This window comes from Streptomyces sp. NPDC018833, from assembly GCF_044390825.1.
Taxonomy (GTDB): Bacteria; Actinomycetota; Actinomycetes; order Streptomycetales; family Streptomycetaceae; genus Streptomyces.
Map to the genome: position 1 here is coordinate 33,739 of NZ_JBIRZM010000024.1, position 26,171 is coordinate 59,909.

A 26,171-nucleotide genomic window follows, 5' to 3' on the forward strand; every position below is an offset into this window, starting at 1 on the left:
CGTCTGCCGGCCCTGCTCCGATCAGTGGCGCGTCAGGTGCGCGGGCCCGGCGTCCCCGGCCTTCGGCGGGGCCTACGGAGGCCCCGGGCCACCGCCTTTGTACGCCTCGTACAGTGCAGGGCATGAGCGATGACACGGTGCTGCATGTGAAGGGGCGGGTGCTCCTCGGACCCGAGGACGTCCGGGACGAGGTGTGGGTGGTGGACGGCCGCATCACCTACGACCGTCCTCGCGCCGAGGCGGTCACCGTGCACGGCTGGGCCCTGCCCGGACTCGTCGACGCCCACTGCCATGTCGGGCTCGACCACCAGGGCCCCGTCGACGCGGCGACCAGCGAGAAGCAGGCGCTCACCGACCGGGACGCGGGCACCCTGCTGCTGCGCGACGCCGGGTCTCCCTCGGACACGCGCTGGATCGACGACCGCGAGGACCTGCCGAAGATCATCCGGGCCGGCCGCCACATCGCCCGCACCCGCCGCTACATCCGCAACTACGCCCATGAGATCGAGCCCGAGGATCTGGCCGCGTATGTCGCGCAGGAGGCCCGGCGCGGCGACGGCTGGGTCAAGCTCGTCGGCGACTGGATCGACCGGGAGGCAGGTGACCTGACCGCCTGCTGGCCGCGCGACGCGGTGGAGGCGGCGATCGCGGAGGCGCACCGGCTGGGCGCGCGTGTGACGGCCCACTGCTTCGCCGAGGACTCGCTGCGCGACCTCGTCGAGGCCGGGATCGACTGCATCGAGCATGCGACGGGACTCACCGAGGACACGATCCCGCTGTTCGCCGAGCGCGGCGTCGCGATCGTCCCGACGCTGGTCAACATCGCCACCTTCCCGGGCCTGGCGGCGGGCGCCGAGAGCAGGTTCCCGCGTTGGTCCGCCCATATGCGCAGACTGCACGAGCGCCGCTACGACACCGTGCGCGCGGCCTACGACGCGGGCATCCCGGTCTTCGTCGGTACGGACGCGGGCGGATCGCTGGCGCACGGTCTGGTCGCCGACGAGGTCGCCGAGCTGGTGAAGGCCGGTATTCCGCCGGTCCGGGCACTGTCGGCCACCACCTGGGGCGCTCGGCAGTGGCTCGGCCGCCCGGTGCTGGAAGAGGGCGCCCCGGCGGACCTGGTGGTCTATGAGGAGGACCCGCGGGCCGACGTCAGGGCGCTCGCGGCGCCGCGGCGGGTGGTGCTGAACGGGCGGGTCGTGGGCTGAACCCGTCGGGCCGGCCGACGGGCACCTCGGCAGGCGGTCGTGGCGCGGCGGCCCGGAGCGGCCGGGCCGTCCCGGGCGGTGTGTCGACCGAGCGTGACCCGGCAGGGTCACCCGTCGTCTCCGGTCCCTTGAAGCAGGGCAGCACAGCGATCAGATAATCGGTTGTCTGTCGGCGATGGTGGAGGATGCAATGTCCGGCATGGTCACCCAGGTGCGCCCGCCACGGCGAGATGAGATGAACGCGTACTACCGGGCCTTGCCACTCTGCGATCCGGGCGAACCGCAACCGAATCACCACAGGGGAGACGCCGACGCATGAATGCGCCACCGCCGCGTGGACCGGAGCGGACTGACGGATCATCCGTCCAGATCGGCGTTCTCGTTCCGCTGACTCGGCCTGGCTGGGTCGAGGCAGGCCAACACTTGCTCGCTGGACTCGAGCTGGCCGCATCCGAAGTCAATGACGCCGGCGGGATCGGCGGAAGACCACTCGAGCTGGTGGTCCGAGACACCGCGGCTGATCCACAGAGGGCCGCGGCGGCCGTAGATGAATTGGCCCGCCTGGGCGTGGCTGCCTTGGCCGGGGAGTATCACAGCGTCGTCGCTCGCGCCGCTGCCGCCAGGGCCGACGCCCTCGGCCTGCCGTTCCTCTGCTCGTCAGCGGTTCTCGACGCGCTCACCGAACAGCCAACGGAATGGGTTGCGCGCATCTCCCCGCCGCAGTCCCACGGCTGGCAGATCTACGCAGACTTCCTCCTCAGCGCGGGCCACAGCCGAATCGCCGTAGCAGCCCAGCCGAGTGTCTACTGGGCGACTGGGACCCGCATTCTGCGTGACCACCTCGCTCCACGCGGCGGCACGGTCATCGAACTCGACATGCGCGCGCTCGCCCCCACGGCCCTGTGCGACGAACTCGTCGACAACCGCGCGACAGCCCTCCTTCTTCTGGTCGGCCACCCGGAGCCGGCAGTGTCGATCGTCAAGTCCGTCCGCCACGACCAGCGCCTCGCCGAGATCATGATTGGTGCTCCGGCCGGGCAACCGGAGTTCGCCGAATGGGCGACGTTGCTGGGCGACGACAGCGCCGCGATCCCGTTCTTGCGCTACCTGCCCGAGCGCCTCAGCCCGCTCGGCGCACGAGTCGAGACGGCCCTCCGCGAGCGGCTGGCCGAAGCACCCTCCTTCGTCGCCTTCGAGGGCTACGACACGATCGCCGTCCTCGCCGATGTGCTGCGTTCTCACGGCGCGGACCGGGCGCGCACTGCCGAATCATGGCCGCGCGTTGCAGTCGAAGGCACCCGCGGGCAGATCCAGTTCTCCCGCACGCCGGGCATCAGCGTTTGGCAATGGACTTGGCCGCCCATCCAAGTCGTTGATCGAGATCCGGCGGAACCCGATCGCTTTCGGATCCTTCACGCCGGCTGACTCAGTGGAGGCAGAGGCAGAACGGATGGCCGGCCGGGTCCGCGTAGACCCGCCAGTTGGCCTCCGGGCGGAGCTGGTCCGTCCGCTCCAGCACGGTCGCGCCGAGGGCGAGCGCCCGCTTCTCCTCCCCGTCGAGGTCGTCCACGTCGAAGTCCAGGTGGAGCTGCTGCGGGTGCTGCTGTCCGGGCCATTCGGGCGGCCGGTAGCCGTCCACCCGCTGGCAGGCCAGCGGCGTTCCCTCGAACCCTTGCACCTCGACCCAGTCGGGATCCTCCGGGTCCGCGACCACCCGGCCGCCGAGCAGATCCGCGTAGAACTCCGCGAGCCGTACCGGATCGGCGCAGTCCAGCGCGACCGCCTGCAGCTTTCGAATCACTTCCGACACCCCTCGTTCCTCGGCCGCCTCCGCGACTCCCCCGTACGGCAGGGGTCGTACCCGCCGCGGCGGCGGGCATGCGCCGTTCGTGCCGCCCACCGCACTTGCGGCTTGACAAACGGCATGAGGAATCAGTGGCACAGAACGCACGCCCTTCGGCTGTGGCGGATGCGGTCACGGGGAACAGGGCTGCCTCAAGAATCGAATATTGACGCGGAAACCTCCCTTTAGGGTGAAGTCGCCTCAGGCGACGGTCAGTTCACTCTCTGTGCGTAAGGATCGGGGTGTCTTCGTCCCCGCCGCCACGTGTCCCCGTGGTGGCGGGCGACGCCATGTCTCTTGTGGGGGTTCCACCACCGTGAACAGCAACACCTTCCGCCTGCCCACCCGTGTGCCCGCACGCAAGGCCGCCGCGGCAACGGCCGCAGCCGCACTGGTCGCCGTCCCGCTGGCCTTCGCGGCGCCCGCGCACGCCACCGGGGGCGAAGGACGGGCGAACGCGGTTGTTCTCCGTGCCGGCCTCGACGTCTCCCTGCGCGACACGGCCGGCGACGTGCCGCTCAAGGCCACGCTCAACGAGGTGCGGGCCCCCGGCAGCGCCGAGAAGACCACGCTGAGCGTGCAGTTGGACGGCGTCGACAAGGGGCGGCCGTTCCAGGTGTTGCGCGCCGACGTGGCCACCGCGAGGGCTACCGTCGAGGACGGCAGGGCCGCGGCGTACAGCAATCTCGCGCGGGCACGGGTCCATGTGCCGGGACTGCCCCTGCTGTCGCTCGTCGAGGTCGAGAAGGTCACCTCCGAGGCCGTGTGCGAAGCGGGCAGGAAGCCCGTCGCAAAGTCCAACGTGCTCGGTCACGTCAAGGTGCTCGGCGAGAAGGTGACGCTCAGTGCGGCCGGACCGACCCGTGTCGAGGTGCCCGGTGTCGGAGAGGTGACGCTCGACCTGTCGACGACGCACACCACGTCCCGCACGGCCGCCGCGACGGCCCTGCGGCTCACGGTGTCGGTCGCCCCTGTTGAGCTCAACGTCGCCAAGGTCACCGGCGAGGTCACCCTCGCCGAAGCCGCCTGCACAGCGCCCGACGCCCCGAAGAAGCCGATCGACGAGCCGACGGCGGAACAGCCGTCGAAGGCTCCGGCCAAGAACGTCGCGGCGCAGTCGGGACAGGAGCCCGACGAGAACCTGGCCGAGACCGGCGGCAGTTCCAGCACCCCGTACATCGCGGGCGGCGCCGGACTGCTGCTGGCCGCCGGTGCCGCGGCGATGGTCCTCACCCGCCGCCGCTCGCGCTCCCAGGACTGAGCAGCCCCGTACCGGCCGGGCCCCGCCGAGGGGCCCGGCCGCGCGCCTCCGGCGGAGCGGCGCCGAGGAGAGGCCCCGGCCCGCACGTTCCGCAGCCGGCCTCGGTCCGCCGCGTTCCGCAGGCCCGGCCCGGTCCGCCGGTCGCAGCCGGGAGACGTCAGCCCACCGGTCCAGCCGTTCGGCGTCAGCCCACCATGACCAGGGCCTGGTCCAGGGCCTGAAGGAAACGATTCGTCGTCGCCCGGTCCCGTACCGCCAGCCGCAGCCAGTCCCCGTCGAGCCCGGGGAACGTGTCCCCGCGCCGGACGGCGAAGCCCAGTCCCCGCAGCCGTTCCCGCACCTGCGACGCACGCCGGACGCGGACCAGCACGAACGGGCCCTCGGCGGCCTCCACCACCCGCACCTCGTCGAACTCCGCCAGACCGGCCAGCAGATGCGCACGGTCCGCGGCGATCCGGCGTGCCGCGTCCTCGGCCTCCGCCAGCGCCGCACTGCCCATGCACGCCTCCGCGGCCACCAGCGCGGGCGTGGACACCGGCCACAGCGGCTGCGCCCGCTCCAGCGCGGCGATCGTCTCCGGCTCGGCCAGCACATAGCCGATCCGCAGCCCCGCAAGGCCCCACGTCTTGGTGAGGCTGCGCAGCACCACCAGACCGGGTATGTCGGTGCGCCCTGCGAGCGCCTCCGCCTCGCCGGGCACCGCGTCCATGAACGCCTCGTCCACGATCAGCAGCCGCCCCGGACGCGCCAGTTCGGCGATCCGCGCGGCGGGATGCAGGACGGACGTCGGATTGGTCGGGTTGCCGATCACGACCAGGTCCGCCGACTGCGGCACCGCTCCCGGGTCCAGCCGGAAGCCGTCCTCCTCCCGCAGCAGCACCCGGCCCACCTCGTGGCCCGCGTCCCGCAGCGCCGCCTCCGGCTCCGTGAACTGCGGATGCACCACGACGGGCCTGCGCACCGGCAGCGCCCTCGCGAGCAGGACGAACGCCTCCGCCGCACCCGCCGTCAGCAGCACCCGCTCCGCCGGCAGGCCGTGCCGTGCCGCGACGGCGGCCCGTGCCGCGCGCCCGTCCGGATACGCCGCGAGGGAGGCCACAGACGCGGCGACGCGTTTTCGCAGCCACTGCGGAGGCGTGCCGGTGCGGACGTTGACCGCGAGGTCTACCAGGTCCGCGCCGCCGTCGCGGACTTCGGCGTCCCCGTGGTGCCGCAGGTCGTGCGGCTCGCTGGAGGGCTCGGAGCGCTCGGAGCGCTCGGAGCGCTCGGGGTGCTCGGGGTGCTCGGGGTGGCCCCGGTCGTCAGTGCGCGTGTACATGGCCGCCGCGCAGCGGTACGGGAAGACTGATCACAGGGGTCTCCTCGATGTGTGGGGGGTTGAAGAACGCACGACCGTCATCATGTCCCCTGCCGCCGGATACCGGCAGATGTCGGAGACGTACACCGCGGTCTCCGCACGATGGCGCATGTCACACGCGCGGGCCGTCCCACCGGACACGACCGGCGCTTGGGCACCAGGAGTTCGCCGCCGCCCGCCAGGGCCGCCGCCTCGGCGACCGACGGCGTCCCCACCGCGGCCAGCGCCGCCGCGGACGGTCCGCGGACCGGGACCTCGGCGAGTCGCGCGGCGGAGTACGTCACCAGGGGAACGCCCAGCCGTCCGGCCGCGCCCACGATCCCCGGTTCGCCGGCCTTGACGTCGAGCGTGGCGACCTCGACCACGTCGGCCGCCGCCAGGCCCGCCCCGCGCAGCGCCGCGAGGACGAGTTCCACCACCTCCTCCACCGGCACACCGCGGGACGCACCCAGGCCGACGACGAGAGCGGTCGAACGTGTCATGGAGCACTCCTCGAAGGTCGGGGCAACCGGGTCAATCAGGCGCGGCAGTGATGTGCACGGGGACGGGGCGATGGGCTAGCAAGGGCGCATGGCGGTGTTCGTCGCGCTCGGCGCGTTTCTCATGACGCTGTTCGGCGGCTGGATGGCGCACCGCGTCACCGACCGCAGACACCTCGTGCTGGGCCTCGCGGGGGGCCTCATGCTCGGCGTGGTCGGACTCGACCTGCTGCCCGAGTCGACCGAGGCGGCGGGCCGGCCGGTGTTCGGCGTACCGCAGGCGCTGCTGCTGTTCGCCGGGGGCTTCCTCGCGGCCCACTGCGTGGAACGGCTGCTGGCCGTACGGCAGGCCGCGCACGGCGGGGAACGCCGCGTACCGCAGGTGGGCCTGACGGCCGCCGCGGCGATGGTGACCCACAGCCTCATGGACGGCATCGCGCTCGGCGCCGCCTTCCAGGTCGGCGGCGGCATGGGCGCCACCGTCGCACTTGCCGTCGTCACCCACGACTTCGCCGACGGCTTCAACACGTACACGCTCACCAGCCTGTACGGGAACACCCGCCGCAAGGCGGTCGCCATGCTCGTCGCCGACGCGCTCGCGCCGGTGATCGGCGCGGCGTCCACCCTGCTGTTCACTCTTCCTGAGGAACTTCTCGGCAGCTACCTGGGATTCTTCGGCGGCGCGCTGCTCTACCTCGCGGCCGCCGAGATCCTGCCCGAGGCGCACCACGAACACCCCGCCCGCTCCACGCTGTTGTGCACGATCGGCGGCGTCGGCTTCATCTGGCTGGTGGTCGGCCTCGCCGAGTGAACCCGCCCGCGTCATGCCCGGCACGCCTCGGCGAACCGGGCGGCGACCTCGGGCCGCGATGCCCAGTGCGTGTGCAGATAGCTGGCATGCACGCCCTGTTGCACAAAGCCCTCGACCCGGCGCTCCGGACGGACCATGCCCCACGCGGGCGTCGGCCCGGCCCCCGGTTCCAACGCCGTGCGGTGGAACTCGTGGCCGCGCAGGCGCGTGCCGGCCGCGGCCAGGGGGCTGTCCCCCACGGCGACGGCCTCCCGGTAGCCGAGGGTGAGCCGGCCCGTCATGCGTGCGTCCGCGTCCAGCACCCCGCACATCGGCTTTCCGTCCAGGGAACGGGCGAGGTACAGCAGCCCGGCGCACTCGGCCGCGACCGGTGCACCGGACCGCGCCAGCTCGGCGACGGCCTTGCGCAGCGCTTCGTTCGCCGACAGCTCGGGCGCGTACACCTCGGGAAAGCCGCCGCCGATGACGAGACCGCGGGTGCCGTCGGGCAGTTGCTCGTCCCGGAGCGGGTCGAAGGTGACGACCTCGGCCCCGGCGGCCCTCAGCAGCTCGACGTGCTCGGCATACGAGAACGTGAACGCGGCGCCCCCTGCCACCGCCACGACCGGTGCCGGGCGGTCGTTCCGCGAGACCGCGGGCAGCTCCGGGGCGGAGTTGCGTGGGACCGCGGGCACCTCCGGAGCGGAGCTCCGGGGGAGGGTGGGCACACCCCGACCACCGGCGGTCGGCGGCCGCCCCAGGACCACCGGGTCCCATGCCTGCGCGTGCAAGGCGGGAGCGCTCCGGGCGAGGGCCAGCAACGCGTCCAGGTCGCACCCGGCCCGCACCCGCTCCGCCATGGCGGCGACCGCGTCAAGAGCATCTGTTTGCCGCTCGGCGACCGGCACCAGCCCCAGATGCCGCGACGGCGTCGCCATGACGTCCGCACGCCGCAGCACGCCCATCACCGGCACGCCCGACTCCTCCAGCGCCTCCCGCAGCAGACGCTCGTGCCGGTCGGTGGCGACCTTGTTCAGGATCACCCCGCCGATCCGCACTCCGGGGTCCCACGACGCGAAGCCGTGCACCAGCGCCGCCACCGACCTCGACTGCGAGGATGCGTCCACCACCAGCACCACCGGCGCCCGCAGCAGCTTCGCGACCTGTGCCGTCGAGGCCAGTTCGCCCTGGCCCGCGGCGCCGTCGTACAGACCCATGACGCCCTCGACGAGCGCCAGTTCGCAGCCGCGCGCGCCGTGTGCGAAGAGCGGCGCGATCAGCTCCGTACCGCACAGGTACGCGTCGAGATTGCGCCCCGGCCGTCCGGTGGCCAGCGCGTGGTAGCCGGGGTCGATGTAGTCGGGGCCGACCTTGTGCGGTGAGACCGCGAGGCCACGGCCGGCGAACGCGGCCATCAGCCCCGTCGCCACCGTGGTCTTGCCCGCGCCGGAGGACGGCGCGGCGATGACGAGACGTGCTACCACTCGATGCCCCGCTGGCCCTTCTGGCCGACGTCCATGGGGTGCTTGACCTTCGACATGTCGGTCACCAGGTCGGCGAAGTCGATCAGTTTCTGCGGGGCGTTGCGACCGGTGATCACCACATGCTGGGTCCCGGGCCGCGTGCGCAGCACCTCGACGACCTCGTCGGTGTCGATCCATCCCCAGTGCATCGGATAGGCGAACTCGTCGAGCACGTAGAGCTTGTACGTCTCCGCGGCCAGATCCCGCTTGACCTGCTCCCAGCCCTCGCGCGCCTTGTCCTCGTTGGACAGCTCGCCCTCGGCCGTGGGGCGCTGGATCCACGACCAGCCCTCGCCCATCTTGTGCCAGGCGACCGTGCCGCCCTCTCCGCTCGCGCCGAGCACCTTGAGCGCGTTCTCCTCGCCGACCTTCCACTTGGCGGACTTCACGAACTGGAAGACCCCGACCGGCCACCCCTGGTTCCAGGCCCGCAGCGCGAGCCCGAACGCGGCGGTCGATTTGCCCTTGCCGATGCCGGTGTGCACGAACACGAGCGGACGGTTGCGGCGCTGGCGGGTGGTGAGTCCGTCGTCCGGTACGACGGACGGCTGTCCCTGGGGCATTACGCGGCCCTTCTGCTGTTGGCGGATACGGAGCGAACGTCCTTGACGAGACCGGCGATCGAGTCGGCGCGCAGTTCGTCGAGCGTGACGGCGGTGCCGCCGAGTTCGCCGGCGAGGGTGCCGGCCAGACCGAGCCGTACATAGCCGGACTCGCAGTCCACGACGACCGATGCCGTCCCCTCGGCGGCGTGCAGCCGCGCAGCCCGCATGGCGAGCGCGAACGCGTCACCCGCCCCCCGTGCCGTGGCGCGGCCGTCCGTCACCACGACGAGCAGCGGGCGGCGCGAGGGGTCCCGCAGGCGCTCGACGCGCAGCACCTCGCGCGCCTTCAGCAGGCCCGCCGCCAGGGGCGTACGGCCGCCCGTGGGCAGTGACTCCAGCCGGGCCGCGGCCGCGTCCACCGACGACGTCGGCGGCAGCACCAGCTCCGCGTCCTTCCCGCGGAACGTGATCAGCCCGACCTTGTCACGCCGCTGGTACGCGTCCAGCAGCAGCGACAGGACCGCGCCTTTGACCGCGCTCATCCGCTGCCGTGCCGCCATGGATCCCGAGGCGTCCACCGCGAACAGCACGAGGTTGCCCTCGCGCCCCTCGCGGGTGGCCTGCCGCAGATCGTCCCGGCGCACCACCAGCCCGGGGCCGCTGCGCCCGCGGACCCGCTGGTGGGGCGCCGCGGCCTGCACGGTGGCCGCCAGGTGCAGTTTGCCGAGTGCGCCCCGCGGCCGCCGGGCACCCGTCGTCCGCCCGTGCTCGGTACGCGCCCGGGACCTGCGGCCCGATGCGCCCTCGCCGAGACCGGGCACGCTCAGCATCTTCGCGCGGAACGGCTCCGAGGCCCGTACGGGCTGCTGCTCACCGCTCCCGGCCCCTGGAGCCGGCGTGGGTCGCGGAGCCTCCTCGGAAGGCTCGGAGTGTTCGGCGGACTCGGGTGACGTGTCAGGACCCTGGCCCTGCGGAGGCACCCCGCCCCCGCCGCCGGGCCCGCCGCCGCCGGGACCGCCATCGCCGGGACCGGGATCCGGGTCCGGGTCGGGCTCCGGCTCGTCCTCGCCGAACTCCTCCAGCGTCCGGTCGAGCTTGTCCTCGTCCAGGCCGGGTGCGTCGAAGGGATTGCGTCGCCTGCGGTGCGGCAGGGCGAGCAGCGCGGCCTGCCGTACGTCGTCGGGGGTGACCTCACGGCGGCCGGCCCACGCGGCCAGCGCCGTCGCCGTACGCGCCATCACGATGTCCGCGCGCATGCCGTCCACCTCGAAGGCCGCGCAGGTCGCCGCGATCTGACGCAGCACCCCGTCACCGAGGACCACGCGCGGCAGCAGCTCCCGCGCCGCCACGATCCGGTCCCGCAGCGCCGCCTCCTCGTCCGCCCAGCGCGCCGCGAAGCCCGCCGGGTTCTCGTCGTACGCCAGCCTGCGGCGTACGACCTCCACCCGCCGGTCGGGGTCCCGGGAGGCTGCGACCTCCACCGTCAGGCCGAAGCGGTCCAGCAACTGCGGCCGCAACTCGCCCTCTTCGGGGTTCATGGTCCCGACGAGCAGGAAGCGCGCGTCATGCCGTACGGAGACGCCTTCGCGCTCCACGTAGGAGGCGCCCATGGCCGCGGCGTCCAGCAACAGGTCGATCAGGTGGTCGTGGAGCAGGTTGACCTCGTCGACGTACAGGATCCCGCGGTGCGCGTCCGCCAGCAGGCCGGGCTCGAAGGCCTTCACCCCCTCCGCGAGCGCTCGCTCGATGTCGAGCGCCCCGACCAGCCGGTCCTCGGAGGCGCCGACGGGCAGTTCGACCATGCGCGTGGGCCGGTGCTGCGCCGGGCTGTCCGTGTGCGGTCCGTCCGGGCACCGGGGATCGGGCGCGGCCGGATCGCAGGCGAAGCGGCACCCCGCCACCACCGGCACCGGCGGCAGCAGGTCCGCCAGCGCGCGCACCGCGGTGGACTTGGCCGTGCCCTTCTCTCCGCGAACCAGGACACCGCCCACCGCCGGGCTGACCGCGTTGAGCAGCAGCGCCAGCCGCAGGTCGTCCATGCCGACGACCGCGGTGAACGGATAACGGGTGCTCATGCTCACTCCTTGACGTGACGGGGTGTCACCTGGGGACGGGACCCGCGGGGCGCTCACGGTGCCCCCGGCGGGACGAACGGCAGCCCGTCCGGCGGGCCCTGCTCGATCAGCCGCAGCAGCGCGTCCGTGTCCGCGTGCTCCTCGATCAGATCGCCGAGCCGGTCCAGCTGCTCCTCGCGCAGCGCACCGAAGCTCGTGTCCGGCGCCGGCACGAAACGGCGGCCCGCCTGTGCGGCGATCCGGCGCAGGAACGCCCGGCGGAAGCCGTCGCTCTCCAGGGAGCCGTGCCAGTGCGTGCCCCACACCGACCCGACCCGGCAGCCGTCCAGGAACGCCTCGCCGCCGAGGACTTCGGCGACGCCATGGTGGATCTCGTAGCCCTCCACCCGCTCGCCGAGCGCCTCGCCGACGGGGCGCGCAAGGGTCTTCTCGTGCGCGAACCGCACCCGCACGGGCAGCAGTCCGAGTGCGTCGACGGCACCGGCCTTCGACTCGACCTCGTCCTCGATGCGCTCCGACAGGATCTGGAAGCCGCCGCAGACGCCCAGCACCGGCCTGCCCTCCGCCGCCCGCCGGACCAGAGCGTCCGCGAGCCCGCGCTCCCGCAGCCACGCCAGCGCCCGTACCGTGCCGCGCGTGCCCGGGACGACCACCAGGTCGGCGTCCGCCAGTTCTTCGGGGCGGTCCACGAAGCGCACCACGACACCCGGTTCGGCGGCCAGCGCGTCCACATCGGTGAAGTTCGACATCAGCGGTACCGCGCACACGGCGACCCGCAGCACGTCATCGCCGACCGGCGGAGCCACGACCGACTCCCTGACCGCCCCGCGCAGCGACACCCGCAGCCCGTCCTCCTCGTCGATGCCGAGGCCGTGCGCGTAGGGCAGGACGCCGAACGCCCGCCGCCCGGTGAGCCCGTGCAGCATGTCGAGTCCTGGCTCCAGCAGCGTCACGTCCCCGCGGAACTTGTTCACCAGGTAGCCGGCGACCAGCGCCTGGTCCTCGGGTGCCAGCAGCGCCGTCGTCCCGAAGAACTGCGCGAACACCCCGCCCCGGTCGATGTCCCCGACCACGAGCACCGGCAGTCGCGCGGCCCGCGCGATGCCCATGTTCACGATGTCCGTGCGCCGCAGATTGATCTCGGCCGGACTGCCCGCCCCTTCGCAGATCACCGCGTCATACGTGCCCCGCAGCTCCTCCAGGCACGCCAGAACCGGCTCGAACAACTCCCGCTGCCTGCCGCCGTGATAGCCCCTCGCGCTGAGCTCGCCGACCGGCCGGCCCATCAGCACGACCTGACTGGAGCGGTCGCTGCCGGGCTTGAGCAGCACCGGGTTCATCAGCGCGGTCGGCTCCACGCGGGCCGCCTGCGCCTGCATCGCCTGCGCCCGTCCGATCTCCGCGCCCTCGCGCGTCACGAACGAGTTCAGTGACATGTTCTGGCCCTTGAACGGCGCGACCTTCACCCCGCGCCGCACCAGCCAGCGGCAGATCCCGGCGGTGACGACGCTCTTGCCCGCGTCCGACGTGGTCCCCGCGACCAGCAGTCCGCCACCGCTCATGTACGCCTCCCCCTCATGGCCCCGTAGGCGAGCCGCGCTCCCGCGCACGCCACGAGCGTCAGCATTCCGATACGCCGCGACAGCCGCACGGCCCGGTCGATGTCGCCGAACTCCACCGCTCGGCCCTGCCCGCCCAGCACAGGCCGGTGCTCGACGCGGCCCCCGTACGACAGGGTCCCGCCCAGCCGTACGCCGAGCGCGCCCGCGAACGATGCCTCCACCGGGCCCGCGTTGGGGCTCGGATGCTTCGCCGCGTCGGCGCGCCACACGCGGACCGCCCCGCGTGGGTCCGGGCCCGCCACGGCGGCGAGCGCCGCGGTGAGCCGTGCGCCGGGCCAGCCCGCCACGTCGTCGAGCCGCGCGGAGGCCCAGCCGTAGCGCCGGTGGCGCGGTGACTTGTGGCCCACCATCGCGTCCAGCGTGTTCACCGCCCGGAAGCCGACGAGCCCGGGAACACCCGCGACCGCGCCCCACACCAGCGCGCCGACGACGGCGTCCGAGGTGTTCTCGGCGACCGACTCGACGACGGCACGGGCGATCTGCTGTTCGTCCAGGGCCTGCGGGTCACGCCCGCATAGATGGGGCAGCCGCGCACGGGCAGCCTCGACATCCCCCGCGGCCAGTGCCTCGCCGATGACGCGGGCCTCCCGGCCCAGCGTCGTGCCCCCGACCACGGCCCAGGTGGCGGCCGCGGTCAGGGCGACGGACGCGACGGGGGAGCGGCGCACGGCACGGGACGCCACCGCGCCCAGAGCCGCGGCGCCGCCCGCGCACACGGCGGTGTGCAGGGCGCCCCAGCCCCGGTGGTCGCGCCACAGCAGGCGCTCCACGGCGCCCGCGGCCCGCCCGAAGGCGGCCACGGGATGCCCGCGGCGGGGGTCGCCGACGAGCAGGTCACTGGCGAGGCCGGCGGCGGCGCCGTACACGAATACACGGTCGGCACGCATCGGGTCAGTGGTCCCGCAGGTGGTGTCCGACGGACAGGGCTGAACGGCAGCCAGGCATGGTGAGGTCCTCACTCAGGGTCCGCGCCCTGGTTCGACGTGACCGGCGGTGAGAGTTCCTGGCTCCCCGGCATGTGCGCCGGATGACAGTGGCGGGACCGCGCCGGATTCGCACCGGACTTCCTCTTCTGCCGCCGTATTTGGCCCCGGCAGTCCACCATGCCCGCGAACGCCCGTCAACTCACCCTTGACCTGCGGCAGGACAGTGTGCGAAGCCCCACATCCCGGATGCGCCGAAGCCGGGCCGAAGGCACACGGGGTGCCTCCGGCCCGGCTCCGAGCGGGACGGCGTCGTCAGCGGACGACAGGTGTCAGCGGGAGTCAGGTGACGATGAGATAGATCCCGTACGTCACGGCCGCGGCGCACAGGGCGAAGCAGGCGTAGGCGCCGGTGCGGACCATGGTGGCCGATCCGCCGTTCGCGCTCGCCGTCTCGTGCTTGGTCAGGCCCACGATGCCCAGGGTGAACAGGCCCACCAGGGCGACGGTGGCGATCAGGCTCACGCTGAACACGGAGCCGAGAGCTGCCCAGTCGATCTTCATGCTGATGATTCCTTACACCGTGGCCGGACGGACCGGCTCGGGGTCGGCCGGCGGCGTGGCCGGGGCCGGGATGGTGGTCTTGAGCTCGCCCGCGGGCGGCGGGGTGACGGCCGCGATGGCCGCGGTGACGACGCCCGCCGGCTCCCCGTCCGAGACGTCGTTGACGTTGGTGTGGTCGACGACCTGGCGGCGGGAGACGAACCAGATGGCGACGCAGGACGCGACCAGGAAGACGGCCACGGCCGCGACGCCCCAGGAACCCTGCTTGGTGACGAACTCCGAGCCCGCCGCGACGAGACCCGCGGCCGGCAGGGTCAGACCCCAGGCGACGAACATCCGGGTCGCGGTGGACCAGCGGACCACACCGCCCTTGCGGCCGAGACCCGCGCCCATCACCGCGCCGGAGCACGAGTGCGTGGTCGACAGCGAGAAGCCGAGGTTGGAGGAGGCGAGGATGACGCTCGCCGCACCGGTCTGGGCGGCGAAGCCCTGCTGCGGCTGCAGGTCGGTCAGGCCCTTGCCCATGGTGCGGATGATGCGCCAGCCGCCGAGGTAGGTGCCGAGGGCGATGGCGACACCGGCGGAGACGATGACCCACAGCGGAGGGTTGGAGCCCGGGGCGATGACGTTCCCGGCGACCAGGGCCAGGGTGATGATGCCCATCGTCTTCTGCGCGTCGTTGGTGCCGTGCGCCAGCGAGACGAGGCCGGCGGAGGCGATCTGCCCGGAGCGGTAGCCCTTGGCCGTGGCCTTCGGGTCGGCGTTCTTGCCGATCTTGTAGGTCAGCCGGGAGGCGAGGAACGCGGCGAAACCGGCCACGAGGGGCGCGGCGACCGCGGGGATCAGGACCTTGGTGATGACGACGCCGCCATTGACCGCGTTGAAACCGGCGGAGGCGACGGTGGCACCGATGAGGCCGCCCATCAGGGCGTGCGAGGAGCTGGACGGCAGACCGATGAGCCAGGTCAGCAGGTTCCAGAGGATGGCGCCGACGAGCGCCGCGAAGATGACTTCAGGGGAGATGCCTGATTCGTCGACGAGGCCACTGGAGATCGTCTTGGCGACCTCCACGGACAGGAACGCACCGACGAGGTTCAGAACGGCGGACATGGCCACCGCGGTCTTGGGCTTCAGGGCGCCGGTCGAGATGGTCGTCGCCATCGCGTTGGCGGTGTCGTGGAAACCGTTCGTGAAATCGAACACGAGAGCTGTCACGATCACAATCGCGAGCAGCAGCGTGATGTGTTCCATTTACCCAGGCAATCGTTTGACGTCATTGACTGGCCGACCGTAGGCAACCTGGGTGAACGGAAGATGAACTGGGTCCGGCTCCACGGTGTCGTTAAGTAGGTACGGGGCATTCCGTTTGGCCTTTCGGGACCCGTTGACAGCACCCGGCGTTCACTCGAACACACTCTGTCGTGGCCGCCGTCCCTGTCGGCCTCCGAGCCCGGCTGCAAGGATCGTCGTCATGACTGATCACGTGCGACAGGACACGATCGAACAGGCCTGGCACGACGTCGTAGCGACGGCCCGCAGAACCGCCGCGGAGGGACTGGTGGTCGGCACGTCCGGCAACGTCTCCGTACGGGTCGGTGATCTGGTGCTCGTCACGCCGAGCGGGGTGCCCTACGACCGGCTCGGGCCCGGCGACGTCGTCGCAGTGGACCTCGACGGCCGACAGACCATCGGCACGCTCGCCCCCACCAGCGAGCTGCCGCTCCACCTGGAGGTCTACCGGAACACAGCGGCCGCGGCCGTCGTCCACACCCACGCAGTGCACGCCACCGCCGTCTCGACTCTGGTGCCCGAGCTTCCGCCGATCCACTACATGACGGCGGCCCTCGGCGGCCCGGTCCGCGTGGCGCCCTACGCCCTCTACGGCACGCCCGAACTGGCCCGCGCCATGCTCACGGCCCTCCGGGACCGCACGGCCTGCCTCCTCCAGAACCACGGCACGGTCGCGTACGGCACGACGCCGGCCGAGGCGTACGACAGGACGGCCCAGCTGGAATGGATGTGCCAGGTCTGGCTGACGGCCTCCTCGGTCCCGCCGCTCACACCGCGGCTCCTGTCCGAAGAGGAACTCGCGTCGGCCGCCACCCGCCTGACGACCTACGGCCAGCCCGGGCTGCCGCACGGCGGTGATTCACGCCAGTGAGGACACGAACGGAGGCCATGCGGCTCCGGGGTGCAGCCCCGGGCGCGGTGAGGCGGCGATCCGGCACCCGCGCCCGCGCGGCGGTGCCCCGTGTTGGACGACATTCCTCTGCGGCTTGGCGGCCGTGGCAGGCGCTCCGCCTCGGGCGGCAAGGTCCCGGGGTGGAGCCCCGGGGTGCGGTGAGGCGGCGATCCGGCGCCCGGCGCGGCGGTGATTCCCGCCTGTCCGGGTGTTTGAGGACATTGCTCTGCGGCGTGGTGGCTGAGGGAGGCGCTCTGCCTCAGGTGGCACGGGTCCGGGGTGGAGCCCCGGGGTGCGGTGAGGCGGCGATCCGGCGCCCGGCGCGGCGGTGATTCCCGCCCGTCCGGCGCTTGAGGACCACGCTCCCGTACGGTCCGGCGCCCGCGGGAGGTCCCCCACCCGAAGGGCAGGGCGGGGTCTGGGGCGGAGTCCCAGTCACGGGAAGGGGCGGGGTGGGGAAAGACCCCCGCCGAGACCCGCCCCGTCCCGCCCACTGGCACCCCCGCCCGCCCCCGTCGACACTGGACCCGTGCGCCCCGCTACAGCGACGGCAGCGGCCGTCACCACACTCATCGGCGTCGGCGCGGCGACGGTCGCCGCCGGCCGTCACGCGTCCAGCGCCGCCCTCGGGGCACCCTTCCGCCGCCCTCTGCCGGGCGACCCGGAGCTCACCGTGCACGAGACCGGTCCCGCCCGCGTGACGCTCACCCGCAGCCTCGCTTCCCTGCGCCCGGGGACGTACGGACTCCAGGGCTCCGGGGTGCACGCCGTCGTCGGGCCCGTGCTCGACGAGGTCGCGCACTCCGCTGACACGGTCGTACGCCGCCTGGAGCGCGTTGCCGACGGGGGGCTCCGGCCCGGCAGCCGGGTCCGCTTCACCCCGCAGGTGTACAGCGGAAACCCCGCCGACGCCCTCGGCATCCCGTACGCCGATGTCCTCGTACCCGGCGAACTGGGCGCGCTGCCCGCGTGGTTCGTGCCGGGTTCCCGCAGCACCTGGGTGATCACGGTGCACGGCATCGGCACCACCCGGGAGCACCCGCTGAACCTGCTCGCGTTCCTGCGCGACCACCAGTTCCCCGTGCTCAACCTCGCCTACCGCGGCGACGAGGGCGCCCCCCGGCCGCCCGACGGCCTGAGCCACCTCGGGGACTCCGAGTGGCGCGACCTCGACGCGGCCGTACGGCACGCCGTGCGGCACGGCGCCGAACGCGTCGTCGTCCTCGGCTGGTCGACCGGCGCCTCGATGGCCCTGCGGGCCGCCGCCAACTCCGGTCTGCGCGATCGGATCAGCGGACTCGTCCTGGACTCCCCGGTCCTCGACTGGGAGGCGACCTTGCGCGCCCTGGCCGCCGCCCGGCGCACCCCCGCCCTGCTGCTGCCGCTCGCGGTGCGCGCCGCGCTCGGCCGTACCGGCCCCCACGGCGACCGGCTCGCCGAGGCCGCCGACCCGCTCGCCGTCCGCGTCCCGATGCTCCTCTTCCACGGGCCGGACGACACCATCGCCTCGTGGGAGCATTCGCGCCGCCTGGCCGCCGACCGCCCCGCTCTGGCCACCCTCCACACCGTCCCCGGCGCCCCGCACGCGGCGATGTGGAACGCCGACCCCATGGCGTACGAAGAAGCGCTCCGCCGCTTCCTCACGCCTCTCATGTAACTCACACAGCCGCAGGCGGGAGACGTCCACGGCCCGGCCCCCCACGTTCCGTTTGGGCTTTCGGGCCGTCAGCGGGAAGACTGCTCCCCGTGACGTCCCGAAAGCCTGATGAGCAATTGGCGCGCAACTCCAGACTCCGTCTTGTCCGCCCGCGATCGCTGGCCACCGCACGACGGGCCGTGACGACCCGGCGCACTCGTCCGGCGCCCCGCCCGCCGGAGGGCACCCCCGCCCCGGCCGAGCTGGCCCGACAGGCCCGCGCGGTCCTCGCCGACGCCGTACGCATCGCTCGGTGGGCGGCCGCGGGCGTGGCCCCCTCCCTGCCCGAAGGGCCGCCCGGAGGCCCCCCGCCCACGGTCCCGTCGGCGATCGGCGCCCAGGAACGGGCGGCAGCCGCATTGGACCTCACACCGGACCAGGTCCGCTCGGGCTGGGACCGCGCCCGCCTCGCCGGTCTCGTCGAACTGCACGGTGGCACCGCACGCCCCGGCTGGCGGCTGCGCGCCTGGGACCGGGACGACATGGCCGTGTTGCGCGGCTGGGTCGCCCTCTTCGACGCCTGGTCGCTCGCGCACCCCGCCCCCGAGGACGTCGCACCCACCGCCGTGGCCGAGGTCGTCGAGGCCGTGCCCCAGGTGCTCTCCCTCCTCCAGCTCTCGGCCGGACCCGTGCTCGTACCGGCCCTGTTCGATCTGCTGCGGCAGCGCGTCGCCGAACTGCGCGAGGAACGCTGCGAGGTCCCCTACGGCCCCCGCGGCGAGGCGGCCCCCGCTGCCGACGAGCAGCCCGCCGCCGGCCCCGCCGTGCCCGCCTCTCCGGCCCCCGCAGGCCCCGGTGACGACGACGTCCCCCTCCCACTGCTGCTCGACTGGGCCCTGGAAGGACTGGCCGCCATCGGCGCGCTGACCCTGGAGCGCGGTCAGGCCACGCTCACCCCCCTCGGCAACTGGGCGGTGTGGGTCAAACTGGAGCAGATCTGCGTCGCCGCCCAGAGCCCCGCGGGCAACATCGAGCAGTCCGCCGAGGACATGCTGCGCGGATGCGCCCGCCTCACCCCCGGACCAGCGCGCGCCGAGTACCGCGCCTGGCTCGCCGCCCGCACCGTCTCCAGCGCGGTCGGTGAACTCCTCGGCGTAGCACGCGGCGAGGACGCCCTGCTGCGCGGACTGGCCTTCGAGGCGCTGCGCGTCGTCGGCGGCCCCGCGGAGCCCGAGGTGCGCGCCGCCGCCGCCGAACCGTCCCTGAGGCCCTACGCCTTGCTGTGGCTGGCGGAGTACGAGGGCGCCGACCCCGAGGACGCCGCCGATGTCCTCACCCGCGAGGAGGCCACCTGGCTCTGGGTGGACACCGCGGCCGCCGTCGCCGACCACGGTGAGCCCCAGCTGCTGCTGCGCCACCTCGATTCCGCCGTGCAGGGCACGGTCCCCGCGCTCATCGAGGAGGTCCGGGCCGGCGGGCACCCCCGTACGGTCCAGGTCCTCGTCGCCCTCGCCGCCGCACACCCGGACCCCGCCCTGGCCAAGGCCGTCCGGCGCGCGGCCTTCCAGGTGCACACCGGTCACGCCTGACATCCGGCACACCACGCATCCGGGGCGGCGCAGGGCTACGAGGACTCCGCCGCCCCCGGTGTGTACGTACCGAAGCTCCAGATGTTGCCCTCGACGTCCCGGGCCATGTAGTCCCGCGCCCCGTAGTCCTGGTCGGTCGGCGGCATGACGATCTCCGCGCCGTGCTCCACGGCGGTGCCGTGGTGCGCGTCCACGTCGTCGACATGCACGAACACCCCTGCCGGACCGGCATCCTGCATCAGCTTGTCGAACTCGCTGCCGGTGCCCCTGCTGCCCAGCATCACCATGCCGTTCCCATACGTCAGCTCGGCGTGCAGCACCCCGCCGTCCTCGTCCTCGTACACCGCGTGTTCGGTGAAGCCGAAAGCTTCGGTGAGCTGTCTGATCGCGGCCTTGGCGTCCGTGTAGACCAGCGTGGGACAGATGCTCGGCGACTGCGTCATCCCGATCACTCCTCACTCGCTCGACGACAGGATGGTGATCTGCGTCTCAGTCTGGCACCGCCCTCCGACAATCCCGGCCCGCAGCGGCCGCGCCCGTCAACACCGCTCCGTACGGCTCAGGCGAACGTGTCGCAGCGGCCCCTGACCTGTGCCGCGGCCGTCGCGAACGACTGCCGCGTGCGCGCCGCCGAGCCATCCGTCCCGGCCTTCGGGGCGTCCCGGCCCTGGTGGCGCTCCCGGATCGGCTCCCCGGCCCCGGCCCCCGATCGCCGCTCCGCGCCCGGACCGCCGCGGCCGTCCGCCCCCGTTCCGGCGGGTGCTTCACGGCTGCGCGCCATGCGCTCACGGGGCCGCAGGGCACCCGTCCGGCCGCTGTCGCAGCCGGAAAAGCACTTGCCCTGCCCCGTTAGACTGGCCCGTATGGCAATTCTCCTTGTGCATTAGACGGCGTCGAAGCGTCGCTGCGCCCGTCCCTTCCGCCGTCCCACCGCCCTGGAGTATTTCCCCGTGATCACCGCATCCGGTATCGAGCTGCGCGCCGGCGCGCGCGTCCTCATCGAGTCCGCCTCCTTCCGTATCGCCAAGGGCGACCGCATCGGCCTCGTCGGCCGCAACGGAGCGGGCAAGACCACCCTCACCAAATGCCTTGCCGGCGAGGGCATCCCCGCCGCAGGCACCATCTCCCGCTCCGGCGAGGTCGGCTACCTCCCGCAGGACCCCCGCACCGGCGACCTCGACGTCCTCGCCAGCGACCGCATCCTCTCCGCCCGCGGACTCGACCTGCTGATCCGCAAGATGCGCCAGAACGAGGACCGCATCGCCAACGGACTGGGCGCCACCCGGGAGAAGGCGCTCAAGCAGTACGAGCGTCAGGAGACGGAGTTCCTGACCAAGGGCGGTTACGCCGCCGAGGCCGAGGCGGCCACCATCGCCGCCGCGCTCGGCCTGCCCGACCGGGTCCTCGGCCAGCCCCTGCACACGCTCTCCGGCGGTCAGCGCCGGCGTGTGGAGCTCGCGCGCATCCTCTTCTCGGACGCCGACACCCTCCTGCTCGACGAGCCCACCAACCACCTCGACGCCGACTCGATCGTCTGGCTGCGCGACTACCTGAAGACGTACCGCGGCGGGTTCATCGTGATCTCCCACGACGTCGACCTCGTCGAGACGGTCGTCAACAAAGTCTTCTACCTCGACGCCAACCGATCGGTGATCGACGTCTACAACATGGGCTGGAAGCTCTACCAGCAGCAGCGGGAGGCGGACGAGAAGCGCCGCAGGCGCGAGCGGCAGAACGCCGAGAAGAAGGCGGCAGCCCTCAACTCCCAGGCCGACAAGATGCGCGCCAAGGCCACGAAGACGGTCGCCGCGCAGAACATGGCCCGCCGCGCCGAGCGCCTGCTGTCCGGCCTCGAGGACGTACGGATGGCCGACAAGGTCGCCAAGCTGCGCTTCCCGGAGCCCGCACCGTGCGGGCGGACCCCGCTGACCGCCGAGGGCCTGTCCAAGTCGTACGGCTCGCTCGAGATCTTCACCGATGTGGACCTCGCCATCGACAAGGGCTCGCGCGTCGTCATCCTCGGCCTCAACGGTGCGGGCAAGACGACGCTGCTGCGCCTCCTCGCCGGTGTCGAGAAGCCCGACACCGGCATGGTCACCCCCGGTCACGGCCTCAAGCTCGGCTACTACGCCCAGGAGCACGAGACCCTCGACCCGGACCGCACGGTCCTGGAGAACATGCGCTCCGCCGCGCCCGACCTCGACCTCGTCGAGGTGCGCAAGACGCTCGGTTCGTTCCTCTTCTCCGGTGACGACGTCGACAAGCCGGCCGGGGTGCTCTCGGGCGGTGAGAAGACCCGTCTCGCGCTGGCCACGCTCGTCGTCTCGTCGGCCAACGTCCTGCTGCTCGACGAGCCCACCAACAACCTGGACCCGGCCAGCCGCGAGGAGATCCTCGGCGCGCTGCGCACCTACAAGGGCGCCGTCATCCTCGTCACGCACGACGAGGGAGCGGTCGAGGCGCTGGAGCCGGAGCGGATCATCCTGCTGCCGGATGGCGTCGAGGACCTGTGGGGTGCGGACTACGCGGACCTGGTGGCCCTCGCCTGACGCGCTCGGTCGGCACTTCCGGGCGCTGTTGATCCACTCCGTATGGATCATTCGGCCTACGCGTGATCCGTCATCTGTGTGAGAGCGTCTGGTATCGCAGTGTGGCGGCTGGCCAACTGCCGCGTTCCGGCCCCCGATCCCGGGGTGGCCTCCGCCGACCCGCTGACCAGGCATTTTCGCGGGACGCCAGGCGATACGTTCCCTCGCGCCGGATCGGAAGGGTTGATTCCGGTCACCGTGGCCGCATATCGCGTTGCCAAGCGATCCGTACGGACCTTGTCGAATGGGTGGCCAGGACGCCCGTGAGGGGTGATCATGAGAAGTCCAGAGCGCACTTCCCATGAGGAGGCACGGGTGGCCGAGACTCTGAAGAAGGGCAGCCGGGTTACCGGCGCCGCGCGCGACAAGCTCGCGGCAGACCTGAAGAAGAAGTACGACTCCGGTGCGAGCATCCGGGCGCTGGCCGAAGAGACCGGTCGCTCTTATGGATTCGTCCATCGGATGCTCAGTGAGTCCGGAGTCGTTTTGCGTGGACGTGGCGGAGCGACGAGGGGCAAGAAGGCCACCTCGGCCTGACCGGCCCGTCGTAAGGACTCCTTCGGCCCATCGGTTTCGCGGTGGCCACCCGGGCGGTCGTCCGACCGGTCCGGGTGGTTACTGTGCAGTTGCTTATCTTCGTAGGCATCACTGCACCGAACCGGAGGCGTCCCATGACCTCGCTCGACCCCGTGCTCGACAAGGACGGTGTGCGACTCACCGTCGACGGCGCCGTTGCCACGGTGACCCTGACCAAGCCGGACAAGCGCAACGCCCAGGACTTCGCGCTGTGGCGGGCATTGACGCAGGCCGGCCGGTCACTGCCGGGTGATGTGCGTGTCGTGGTGCTGCGCGGTGAGGGCAAGTCCTTCTCCGCCGGGCTCGACCGGCAGGCCTTCACGCCCGAAGGCTTCGAAGGCGAGCCGTCGTTCATCGACCTGGCGCGCGGCAGTGACGCGGAGGTCGACGCGGCCATCGCCGAGTTCCAGGAAGCCTTCACCTGGTGGCGTCGCAGCGACATCGTCACCATCGCGGCCGTGCAGGGCCATGCGATCGGCGCGGGCTTCCAGCTCGCCCTCGCCTGCGACCTGCGGGTCGTGGCGGACGACGTGCAGTTCGCCATGCGGGAGACCGCCCTCGGGCTTGTCCCCGACCTCACCGGTACCCACCCCCTGGTGTCGCTCGTCGGCTACGCCCGCGCGCTCGAGATCTGCGCGACCGGCCGGTTCGTCCATGCGGAGGAGGCCGAGCGCACCGGCCTGGCCAACCTCGTCGTGCCCGGGACCGAGCTGGACGCAGCCGTACGGGACCTCGCCGCGGCGCTCGTCGCCGCGCCCCGTGACGCCGTGATCGAGACCAAGGCGCTGCTGCAAGGTGCGGCGGGCCGCTCCTACGAGGAGCAGTGCGCGGCCGAGCGCGCCGCCCAGGCCCGCCGGCTCAGGGACCTCGCGGGCCTCGGCGACTGACCGCCGGCCCTTGAGCAGGGCGCCCACCGGTCCTGGTGCGCGCCCTGCGAAGGCGAGGTCAGGCGACCGATGAGATCAGGACCGTGACAGGGCGGCCGTCCGCCATTGCGTCCGACACCGACGCGCGCACCGCCCGGGCCACGTCCAGCGCCCGGAACCCCTCGGCCGTGGCCAGTTCGATCCGTACGTGGTCGTCGGCCAGGTGCACGGCACGGCCACTCAGCTCCGCCGTCAGGCCCGCCACGCCCGCCGTCGCTGCCGCCGCCTCACCGGCCGCGTCCGAGGGCGCCACCGGCGTGGGGACAGGGGCGGGGGCGGGCCGTAGCGGACTGTCCGGGAGGTCCGCCACCCGAAGATCCACCTCGCCGACCACCAGGCCCAGCCGGTCCGCCGCCGCCCGGGACAGCGCCGACCGAAGCGCCGCCGTCACCGCGGGCAGCGGCTCACCGCTCCACACCGCGACCTGCGCCGAAAGCCGGTACGACCCTGGCCAAAGCGCGCTCGGCGGCGGCGGAAGCATGGGCTCCGCGGCCGTCTCGGGGTCCGCGAGCATCACGTTGAGGCGGGTGACCGCAGCTCCGCGCACCGCGTTCGCGGCTGCTCTCGCGAGTACCGATCCGGCCGCGCGTTCCGCGAGCCACGTGCCGTCCTCCGGCCCGCCCAGCGCCACCAGCCGGCCGAGCCCCAGCGCCCGCCGCATCCGCCCCATCGCTCCCGCAGTGGTCATTCCTCCAGCCTGCCGTATCTCTGGCGCAAAATCGGTAAAACGCACCTAATGTGGGCAAAGGGAGGTCATCACCACCCGAAAGGACAACGCGATGACCGAGACAGGTGAGCGCAACAGGCCCCAGAGCTCGGGGAACGAACCCGGCGAGCCGTCGGCCCGCAGGACCTCCATCGGCAAGCGCGTGGACGCGGGAATCCGCGGACGCACCACGATCGCGGACGGCGTCGTGGAGAAGATCGCCGGACTCGCCGCACGGGACGTCGTCGGCGTCCACGCGATGGGCAGCGGCATCTCCCGCACCTTGGGCGCAGTCCGCGACCGTGTGCCGGGCGGAGGCGGCCGGTCCAGTGTGACCCGGGGCGTCAAGGCCGAGGTCGGTGAGGTGCAGACGGCCCTGGACCTGGAGATCGTCGTCGACTACGGCGTCGCCATCTCCGATGTCGCCCGCGACGTCCGGGAGAACGTCGTCGCCGCAGTCGAGCGGATGACCGGCCTGGAGGTCGTGGAGGTCAACATCGCCGTGACCGACGTCAAGCTGCCCGACGAGGAAGAGGACGAGTCGGAGCAGCGTCTCCGGTGAGGAGCTCAGCATGAGCATGGCCGTGGTCGGCCTGTTGGCCGGCATGGCGCTCGGATTCGCCGGCTACTTCGGTGGGTTCGGGGCGTTTCTTCTGGTCGCCGCATTGGGAGCGGTCGGTTTCGTGGTGGGCAGGTTCCTCGAGGGCGACCTGGAGGTCGGCGACTTCTTCCGGGCCCGCGATCGCGGCGACGGGCGGCGGTGACGCACGGTGGCCGCCGAACGCGTCGCCGCCGCCGAACGCGGGGCGACCACCATCGCCGACCGCGTCGTTGCGAAGATCGCCGCGAAGGCGGCACGCGAGGCGCTCGAGGGCGTGCCCGTGGGCGCGCCTCCGCACGCGATGGTCGTCGTGCACCATGACACCGCGCGCGTCAGCGTCAGCCTGGAACTCGACTACCCCGGCGACATCGGCCGCCAGTGCGGCGCGGTGCGTCGTCAAGTGGCCAAGAGGGTAAGGGCATTGGCAGGGATGGAGGTGCCCGAGGTGGCGGTCCAGGTCGAGCGCCTGCACTCCGTCCACTCCCGTCACGGGGCGCAGGGGAGGATCCGATGACCGAGCCTGAGCACAGCGACCGGCCCGTTCTGGAACTGGACCAGTCCACATCCGCGGCGGACTACGACCCCGCGCCCGCCCCCGCGAAAGGGAAGCACGGCAAGGCAGGGCGCTTCTGGTCGGCGCGCCGCGTTCCCGCCGCGCTGGTCGCCCTGGTGATCCTCGCCGGATCCGGGCTCCTGCTCTACGACATCGCCGCGGTACGCGCCGGCCGGCAGGCCATGCACTGGCGGCGCGCGCTGGCGGACTATCTTGACCGGTGGCGCCTGGACGAGGCGGCGGTGCTCACTGTCGCGGGGGCCGTGGCCCTCATCGGCATTTGGCTGATCGTTCTCGCGGTGACGCCGGGGCTGCGCACGGTGCTGCCCATGCACCGCGACCGCGCGCACGTGAGGGCCGGCCTCAGCCGTCAGGCGGCGGCGCTCGTGCTGCGCGACCGCGCGATGGAAGTCTCGGGAGTGCAGTCGGTACGGGTACGGATGACACGTTCCAAGGCCCGGGTGCGGGCCCGCTCGCACTTCCGCGAACTGGACGACGTACGCGCCGATCTGGACGCCGCGCTCGGGGCGGGCATCAGGGAACTGGGCCTCGCCAGACCCCCGGCGCTGGCCGTGCAGGTCGGCCGGCCGCCGGCGGGCAAGCGGTGAGGGACAAGGGGTGACA

At 72.6% G+C, this 26,171-nt stretch carries 25 protein-coding genes, 1 pseudogene and 1 riboswitch; of the genes and pseudogenes, 14 read left to right on the forward strand and 12 right to left on the reverse strand.

All coding sequences use genetic code 11. The features are described 5' to 3' along the window. Positions 1 to 122 precede the first annotated feature (122 nt). Both ACH5AF_RS32800 and ACH5AF_RS32805 read left to right on the forward strand, forming a co-directional pair. Positions 123 to 1,208, forward strand: coding sequence for an amidohydrolase family protein (locus tag ACH5AF_RS32800; RefSeq protein ID WP_398906847.1), 1,086 nt, complete (start codon positions 123 to 125; stop codon positions 1,206 to 1,208). 315 nt (positions 1,209 to 1,523) lie between these two features. Next, positions 1,524 to 2,633 carry an ABC transporter substrate-binding protein gene (locus ACH5AF_RS32805; protein ID WP_398906849.1) on the forward strand — a complete coding sequence of 370 codons (1,110 nt, stop codon included), beginning with the start codon at positions 1,524 to 1,526 and terminating at the stop codon, positions 2,631 to 2,633. Position 2,634: 1 nt separating this feature from the next. Here the strand turns inward: ACH5AF_RS32805 and ACH5AF_RS32810 are convergent, their stop codons facing one another. Next, entirely contained in the window at positions 2,635 to 3,009 is a 375-nt protein-coding gene (locus ACH5AF_RS32810; RefSeq protein WP_398906851.1) for a VOC family protein, read from the reverse strand. Between the two features lie 358 nt (positions 3,010 to 3,367). On the opposite strand from ACH5AF_RS32810, the gene ACH5AF_RS32815 reads away from it, so the two are divergent. Beyond that, positions 3,368 to 4,312 carry an SCO1860 family LAETG-anchored protein gene (locus tag ACH5AF_RS32815; protein ID WP_398906852.1) on the forward strand — a complete coding sequence of 315 codons (945 nt, stop codon included), beginning with the start codon at positions 3,368 to 3,370 and terminating at the stop codon, positions 4,310 to 4,312. Positions 4,313 to 4,496: 184 nt separating this feature from the next. Here the strand turns inward: ACH5AF_RS32815 and cobC are convergent, their stop codons facing one another. Both cobC and ACH5AF_RS32825 read right to left on the reverse strand, forming a co-directional pair. Beyond that, positions 4,497 to 5,630 (reverse strand): Rv2231c family pyridoxal phosphate-dependent protein CobC, encoded by a 1,134-nt coding sequence (cobC, locus tag ACH5AF_RS32820; RefSeq protein ID WP_398906853.1) that lies wholly within the window; start codon positions 5,628 to 5,630, stop codon positions 4,497 to 4,499. A gap of 128 nt (positions 5,631 to 5,758) precedes the next feature. Then, a pseudogene (locus ACH5AF_RS32825) lies at positions 5,759 to 6,139 on the reverse strand (cobalamin biosynthesis protein); the annotation flags it as partial. Between the two features lie 100 nt (positions 6,140 to 6,239). On the opposite strand from ACH5AF_RS32825, the gene ACH5AF_RS32830 reads away from it, so the two are divergent. Next, on the forward strand, positions 6,240 to 6,959 hold the full coding sequence (locus tag ACH5AF_RS32830; protein WP_398906855.1) for a ZIP family metal transporter: 720 nt from the start codon (positions 6,240 to 6,242) through the stop codon (positions 6,957 to 6,959). Positions 6,960 to 6,970: 11 nt separating this feature from the next. Here ACH5AF_RS32830 and ACH5AF_RS32835 read toward each other — a convergent pair whose 3' ends face one another. The 7 genes from ACH5AF_RS32835 to ACH5AF_RS32865 all read right to left on the reverse strand — a co-directional run bounded on the left by ACH5AF_RS32835 (position 6,971) and on the right by ACH5AF_RS32865 (position 15,441). Next, complete coding sequence (locus ACH5AF_RS32835; RefSeq protein ID WP_398906857.1) at positions 6,971 to 8,422, reverse strand: cobyrinate a,c-diamide synthase; 1,452 nt, start codon at positions 8,420 to 8,422, stop codon at positions 6,971 to 6,973. Beyond that, on the reverse strand, positions 8,416 to 9,024 hold the full coding sequence (gene cobO / locus ACH5AF_RS32840) for a cob(I)yrinic acid a,c-diamide adenosyltransferase (RefSeq protein ID WP_398906858.1): 609 nt from the start codon (positions 9,022 to 9,024) through the stop codon (positions 8,416 to 8,418). Before cobO ends, ACH5AF_RS32835 begins: the two co-directional genes overlap by 7 nt. Further along, complete coding sequence (locus ACH5AF_RS32845; RefSeq protein ID WP_398906860.1) at positions 9,024 to 11,081, reverse strand: putative cobaltochelatase; 2,058 nt, start codon at positions 11,079 to 11,081, stop codon at positions 9,024 to 9,026. The genes cobO and ACH5AF_RS32845 overlap by 1 nt, the downstream gene beginning before the upstream one ends. A 53-nt stretch (positions 11,082 to 11,134) precedes the next feature. Beyond that, positions 11,135 to 12,643 carry a cobyric acid synthase gene (locus ACH5AF_RS32850; protein ID WP_398906862.1) on the reverse strand — a complete coding sequence of 503 codons (1,509 nt, stop codon included), beginning with the start codon at positions 12,641 to 12,643 and terminating at the stop codon, positions 11,135 to 11,137. After that, the gene (locus ACH5AF_RS32855) at positions 12,640 to 13,590 is read right to left on the reverse strand and encodes a cobalamin biosynthesis protein (RefSeq protein ID WP_398906863.1); all 951 of its coding nucleotides are present in this window, start codon (positions 13,588 to 13,590) and stop codon (positions 12,640 to 12,642) included. Before ACH5AF_RS32855 ends, ACH5AF_RS32850 begins: the two co-directional genes overlap by 4 nt. 89 nt (positions 13,591 to 13,679) lie before the next feature. Next, a riboswitch (cobalamin riboswitch) is annotated at positions 13,680 to 13,822 on the reverse strand. A 146-nt stretch (positions 13,823 to 13,968) separates the two neighbouring features. Next, on the reverse strand, positions 13,969 to 14,190 hold the full coding sequence (locus ACH5AF_RS32860) for a hypothetical protein (protein ID WP_398906865.1): 222 nt from the start codon (positions 14,188 to 14,190) through the stop codon (positions 13,969 to 13,971). 12 nt (positions 14,191 to 14,202) lie between these two features. After that, positions 14,203 to 15,441, reverse strand: a complete 1,239-nt coding sequence (locus ACH5AF_RS32865) for an anion permease (RefSeq protein WP_398906867.1) — start codon at positions 15,439 to 15,441, stop codon at positions 14,203 to 14,205. Between the two features lie 220 nt (positions 15,442 to 15,661). On the opposite strand from ACH5AF_RS32865, the gene ACH5AF_RS32870 reads away from it, so the two are divergent. From ACH5AF_RS32870 to ACH5AF_RS32880, 3 genes are all read left to right on the forward strand, one after another. After that, on the forward strand, positions 15,662 to 16,351 hold the full coding sequence (locus ACH5AF_RS32870) for a class II aldolase/adducin family protein (protein WP_398906868.1): 690 nt from the start codon (positions 15,662 to 15,664) through the stop codon (positions 16,349 to 16,351). Between the two features lie 550 nt (positions 16,352 to 16,901). Next, a complete protein-coding gene (locus ACH5AF_RS32875; RefSeq protein WP_398906870.1) occupies positions 16,902 to 18,029 on the forward strand; it encodes an alpha/beta hydrolase in 1,128 nt (375 codons plus the stop codon). Positions 18,030 to 18,118: 89 nt separating this feature from the next. After that, positions 18,119 to 19,597, forward strand: a complete 1,479-nt coding sequence (locus ACH5AF_RS32880; protein WP_398906872.1) for a hypothetical protein — start codon at positions 18,119 to 18,121, stop codon at positions 19,595 to 19,597. 35 nt (positions 19,598 to 19,632) lie between these two features. Here ACH5AF_RS32880 and ACH5AF_RS32885 read toward each other — a convergent pair whose 3' ends face one another. After that, positions 19,633 to 20,040, reverse strand: a complete 408-nt coding sequence (locus ACH5AF_RS32885; RefSeq protein ID WP_215181381.1) for a VOC family protein — start codon at positions 20,038 to 20,040, stop codon at positions 19,633 to 19,635. A 507-nt stretch (positions 20,041 to 20,547) separates the two neighbouring features. Between ACH5AF_RS32885 and abc-f the strand changes: the two genes are divergently transcribed. The 3 genes from abc-f to ACH5AF_RS32900 all read left to right on the forward strand — a co-directional run bounded on the left by abc-f (position 20,548) and on the right by ACH5AF_RS32900 (position 23,648). After that, on the forward strand, positions 20,548 to 22,146 hold the full coding sequence (gene abc-f / locus ACH5AF_RS32890; protein ID WP_398906874.1) for a ribosomal protection-like ABC-F family protein: 1,599 nt from the start codon (positions 20,548 to 20,550) through the stop codon (positions 22,144 to 22,146). A gap of 354 nt (positions 22,147 to 22,500) precedes the next feature. Then, complete coding sequence (locus ACH5AF_RS32895; protein ID WP_398906876.1) at positions 22,501 to 22,722, forward strand: helix-turn-helix domain-containing protein; 222 nt, start codon at positions 22,501 to 22,503, stop codon at positions 22,720 to 22,722. 134 nt (positions 22,723 to 22,856) lie between these two features. Next, entirely contained in the window at positions 22,857 to 23,648 is a 792-nt protein-coding gene (locus ACH5AF_RS32900; RefSeq protein WP_398906877.1) for an enoyl-CoA hydratase/isomerase family protein, read from the forward strand. A 58-nt stretch (positions 23,649 to 23,706) separates the two neighbouring features. Here the strand turns inward: ACH5AF_RS32900 and ACH5AF_RS32905 are convergent, their stop codons facing one another. Beyond that, entirely contained in the window at positions 23,707 to 24,375 is a 669-nt protein-coding gene (locus ACH5AF_RS32905) for a hypothetical protein (protein ID WP_398906879.1), read from the reverse strand. A gap of 91 nt (positions 24,376 to 24,466) precedes the next feature. Here ACH5AF_RS32905 and ACH5AF_RS32910 point away from each other — a divergent pair, with 91 nt between their 5' ends. From ACH5AF_RS32910 to ACH5AF_RS32925, 4 genes are read left to right on the forward strand one after another with little or no spacing between them, the layout of a single operon-like run. After that, positions 24,467 to 24,955 carry an Asp23/Gls24 family envelope stress response protein gene (locus ACH5AF_RS32910; protein WP_398906880.1) on the forward strand — a complete coding sequence of 163 codons (489 nt, stop codon included), beginning with the start codon at positions 24,467 to 24,469 and terminating at the stop codon, positions 24,953 to 24,955. Positions 24,956 to 24,965: 10 nt separating this feature from the next. Then, positions 24,966 to 25,157, forward strand: a complete 192-nt coding sequence (locus ACH5AF_RS32915; protein ID WP_398906881.1) for a hypothetical protein — start codon at positions 24,966 to 24,968, stop codon at positions 25,155 to 25,157. Positions 25,158 to 25,163: 6 nt separating this feature from the next. Further along, positions 25,164 to 25,508, forward strand: a complete 345-nt coding sequence (locus ACH5AF_RS32920) for a hypothetical protein (RefSeq protein WP_398906882.1) — start codon at positions 25,164 to 25,166, stop codon at positions 25,506 to 25,508. Beyond that, the gene (locus tag ACH5AF_RS32925) at positions 25,505 to 26,155 is read left to right on the forward strand and encodes a DUF6286 domain-containing protein (protein WP_398906883.1); all 651 of its coding nucleotides are present in this window, start codon (positions 25,505 to 25,507) and stop codon (positions 26,153 to 26,155) included. The genes ACH5AF_RS32920 and ACH5AF_RS32925 overlap by 4 nt, the downstream gene beginning before the upstream one ends. Positions 26,156 to 26,171 lie beyond the last annotated feature (16 nt).

Bases quoted from the DNA above. Each gene is read 5' to 3' on its own strand.
- ACH5AF_RS32870 (WP_398906868.1), top strand. From the start codon at position 15,662: ATGACTGATCACGTGCGACAGGACACGATCGAACAGGCCTGGCACGAC.
- ACH5AF_RS32850 (WP_398906862.1), bottom strand. From the start codon at position 12,643: ATGAGCGGTGGCGGACTGCTGGTCGCGGGGACCACGTCGGACGCGGGC.
- ACH5AF_RS32925 (WP_398906883.1), top strand. From the start codon at position 25,505: ATGACCGAGCCTGAGCACAGCGACCGGCCCGTTCTGGAACTGGACCAG.
- ACH5AF_RS32830 (WP_398906855.1), top strand. From the start codon at position 6,240: ATGGCGGTGTTCGTCGCGCTCGGCGCGTTTCTCATGACGCTGTTCGGC.
- ACH5AF_RS32855 (WP_398906863.1), bottom strand. From the start codon at position 13,590: ATGCGTGCCGACCGTGTATTCGTGTACGGCGCCGCCGCCGGCCTCGCC.
- ACH5AF_RS32845 (WP_398906860.1), bottom strand. From the start codon at position 11,081: ATGAGCACCCGTTATCCGTTCACCGCGGTCGTCGGCATGGACGACCTG.
- ACH5AF_RS32800 (WP_398906847.1), top strand. From the start codon at position 123: ATGAGCGATGACACGGTGCTGCATGTGAAGGGGCGGGTGCTCCTCGGA.
- ACH5AF_RS32805 (WP_398906849.1), top strand. From the start codon at position 1,524: ATGAATGCGCCACCGCCGCGTGGACCGGAGCGGACTGACGGATCATCC.
- ACH5AF_RS32905 (WP_398906879.1), bottom strand. From the start codon at position 24,375: ATGACCACTGCGGGAGCGATGGGGCGGATGCGGCGGGCGCTGGGGCTC.
- ACH5AF_RS32885 (WP_215181381.1), bottom strand. From the start codon at position 20,040: ATGACGCAGTCGCCGAGCATCTGTCCCACGCTGGTCTACACGGACGCC.
- ACH5AF_RS32900 (WP_398906877.1), top strand. From the start codon at position 22,857: ATGACCTCGCTCGACCCCGTGCTCGACAAGGACGGTGTGCGACTCACC.
- ACH5AF_RS32910 (WP_398906880.1), top strand. From the start codon at position 24,467: ATGACCGAGACAGGTGAGCGCAACAGGCCCCAGAGCTCGGGGAACGAA.
- ACH5AF_RS32915 (WP_398906881.1), top strand. From the start codon at position 24,966: ATGAGCATGGCCGTGGTCGGCCTGTTGGCCGGCATGGCGCTCGGATTC.
- cobC (WP_398906853.1), bottom strand. From the start codon at position 5,630: ATGTACACGCGCACTGACGACCGGGGCCACCCCGAGCACCCCGAGCAC.
- ACH5AF_RS32865 (WP_398906867.1), bottom strand. From the start codon at position 15,441: ATGGAACACATCACGCTGCTGCTCGCGATTGTGATCGTGACAGCTCTC.
- cobO (WP_398906858.1), bottom strand. From the start codon at position 9,024: ATGCCCCAGGGACAGCCGTCCGTCGTACCGGACGACGGACTCACCACC.
- ACH5AF_RS32860 (WP_398906865.1), bottom strand. From the start codon at position 14,190: ATGAAGATCGACTGGGCAGCTCTCGGCTCCGTGTTCAGCGTGAGCCTG.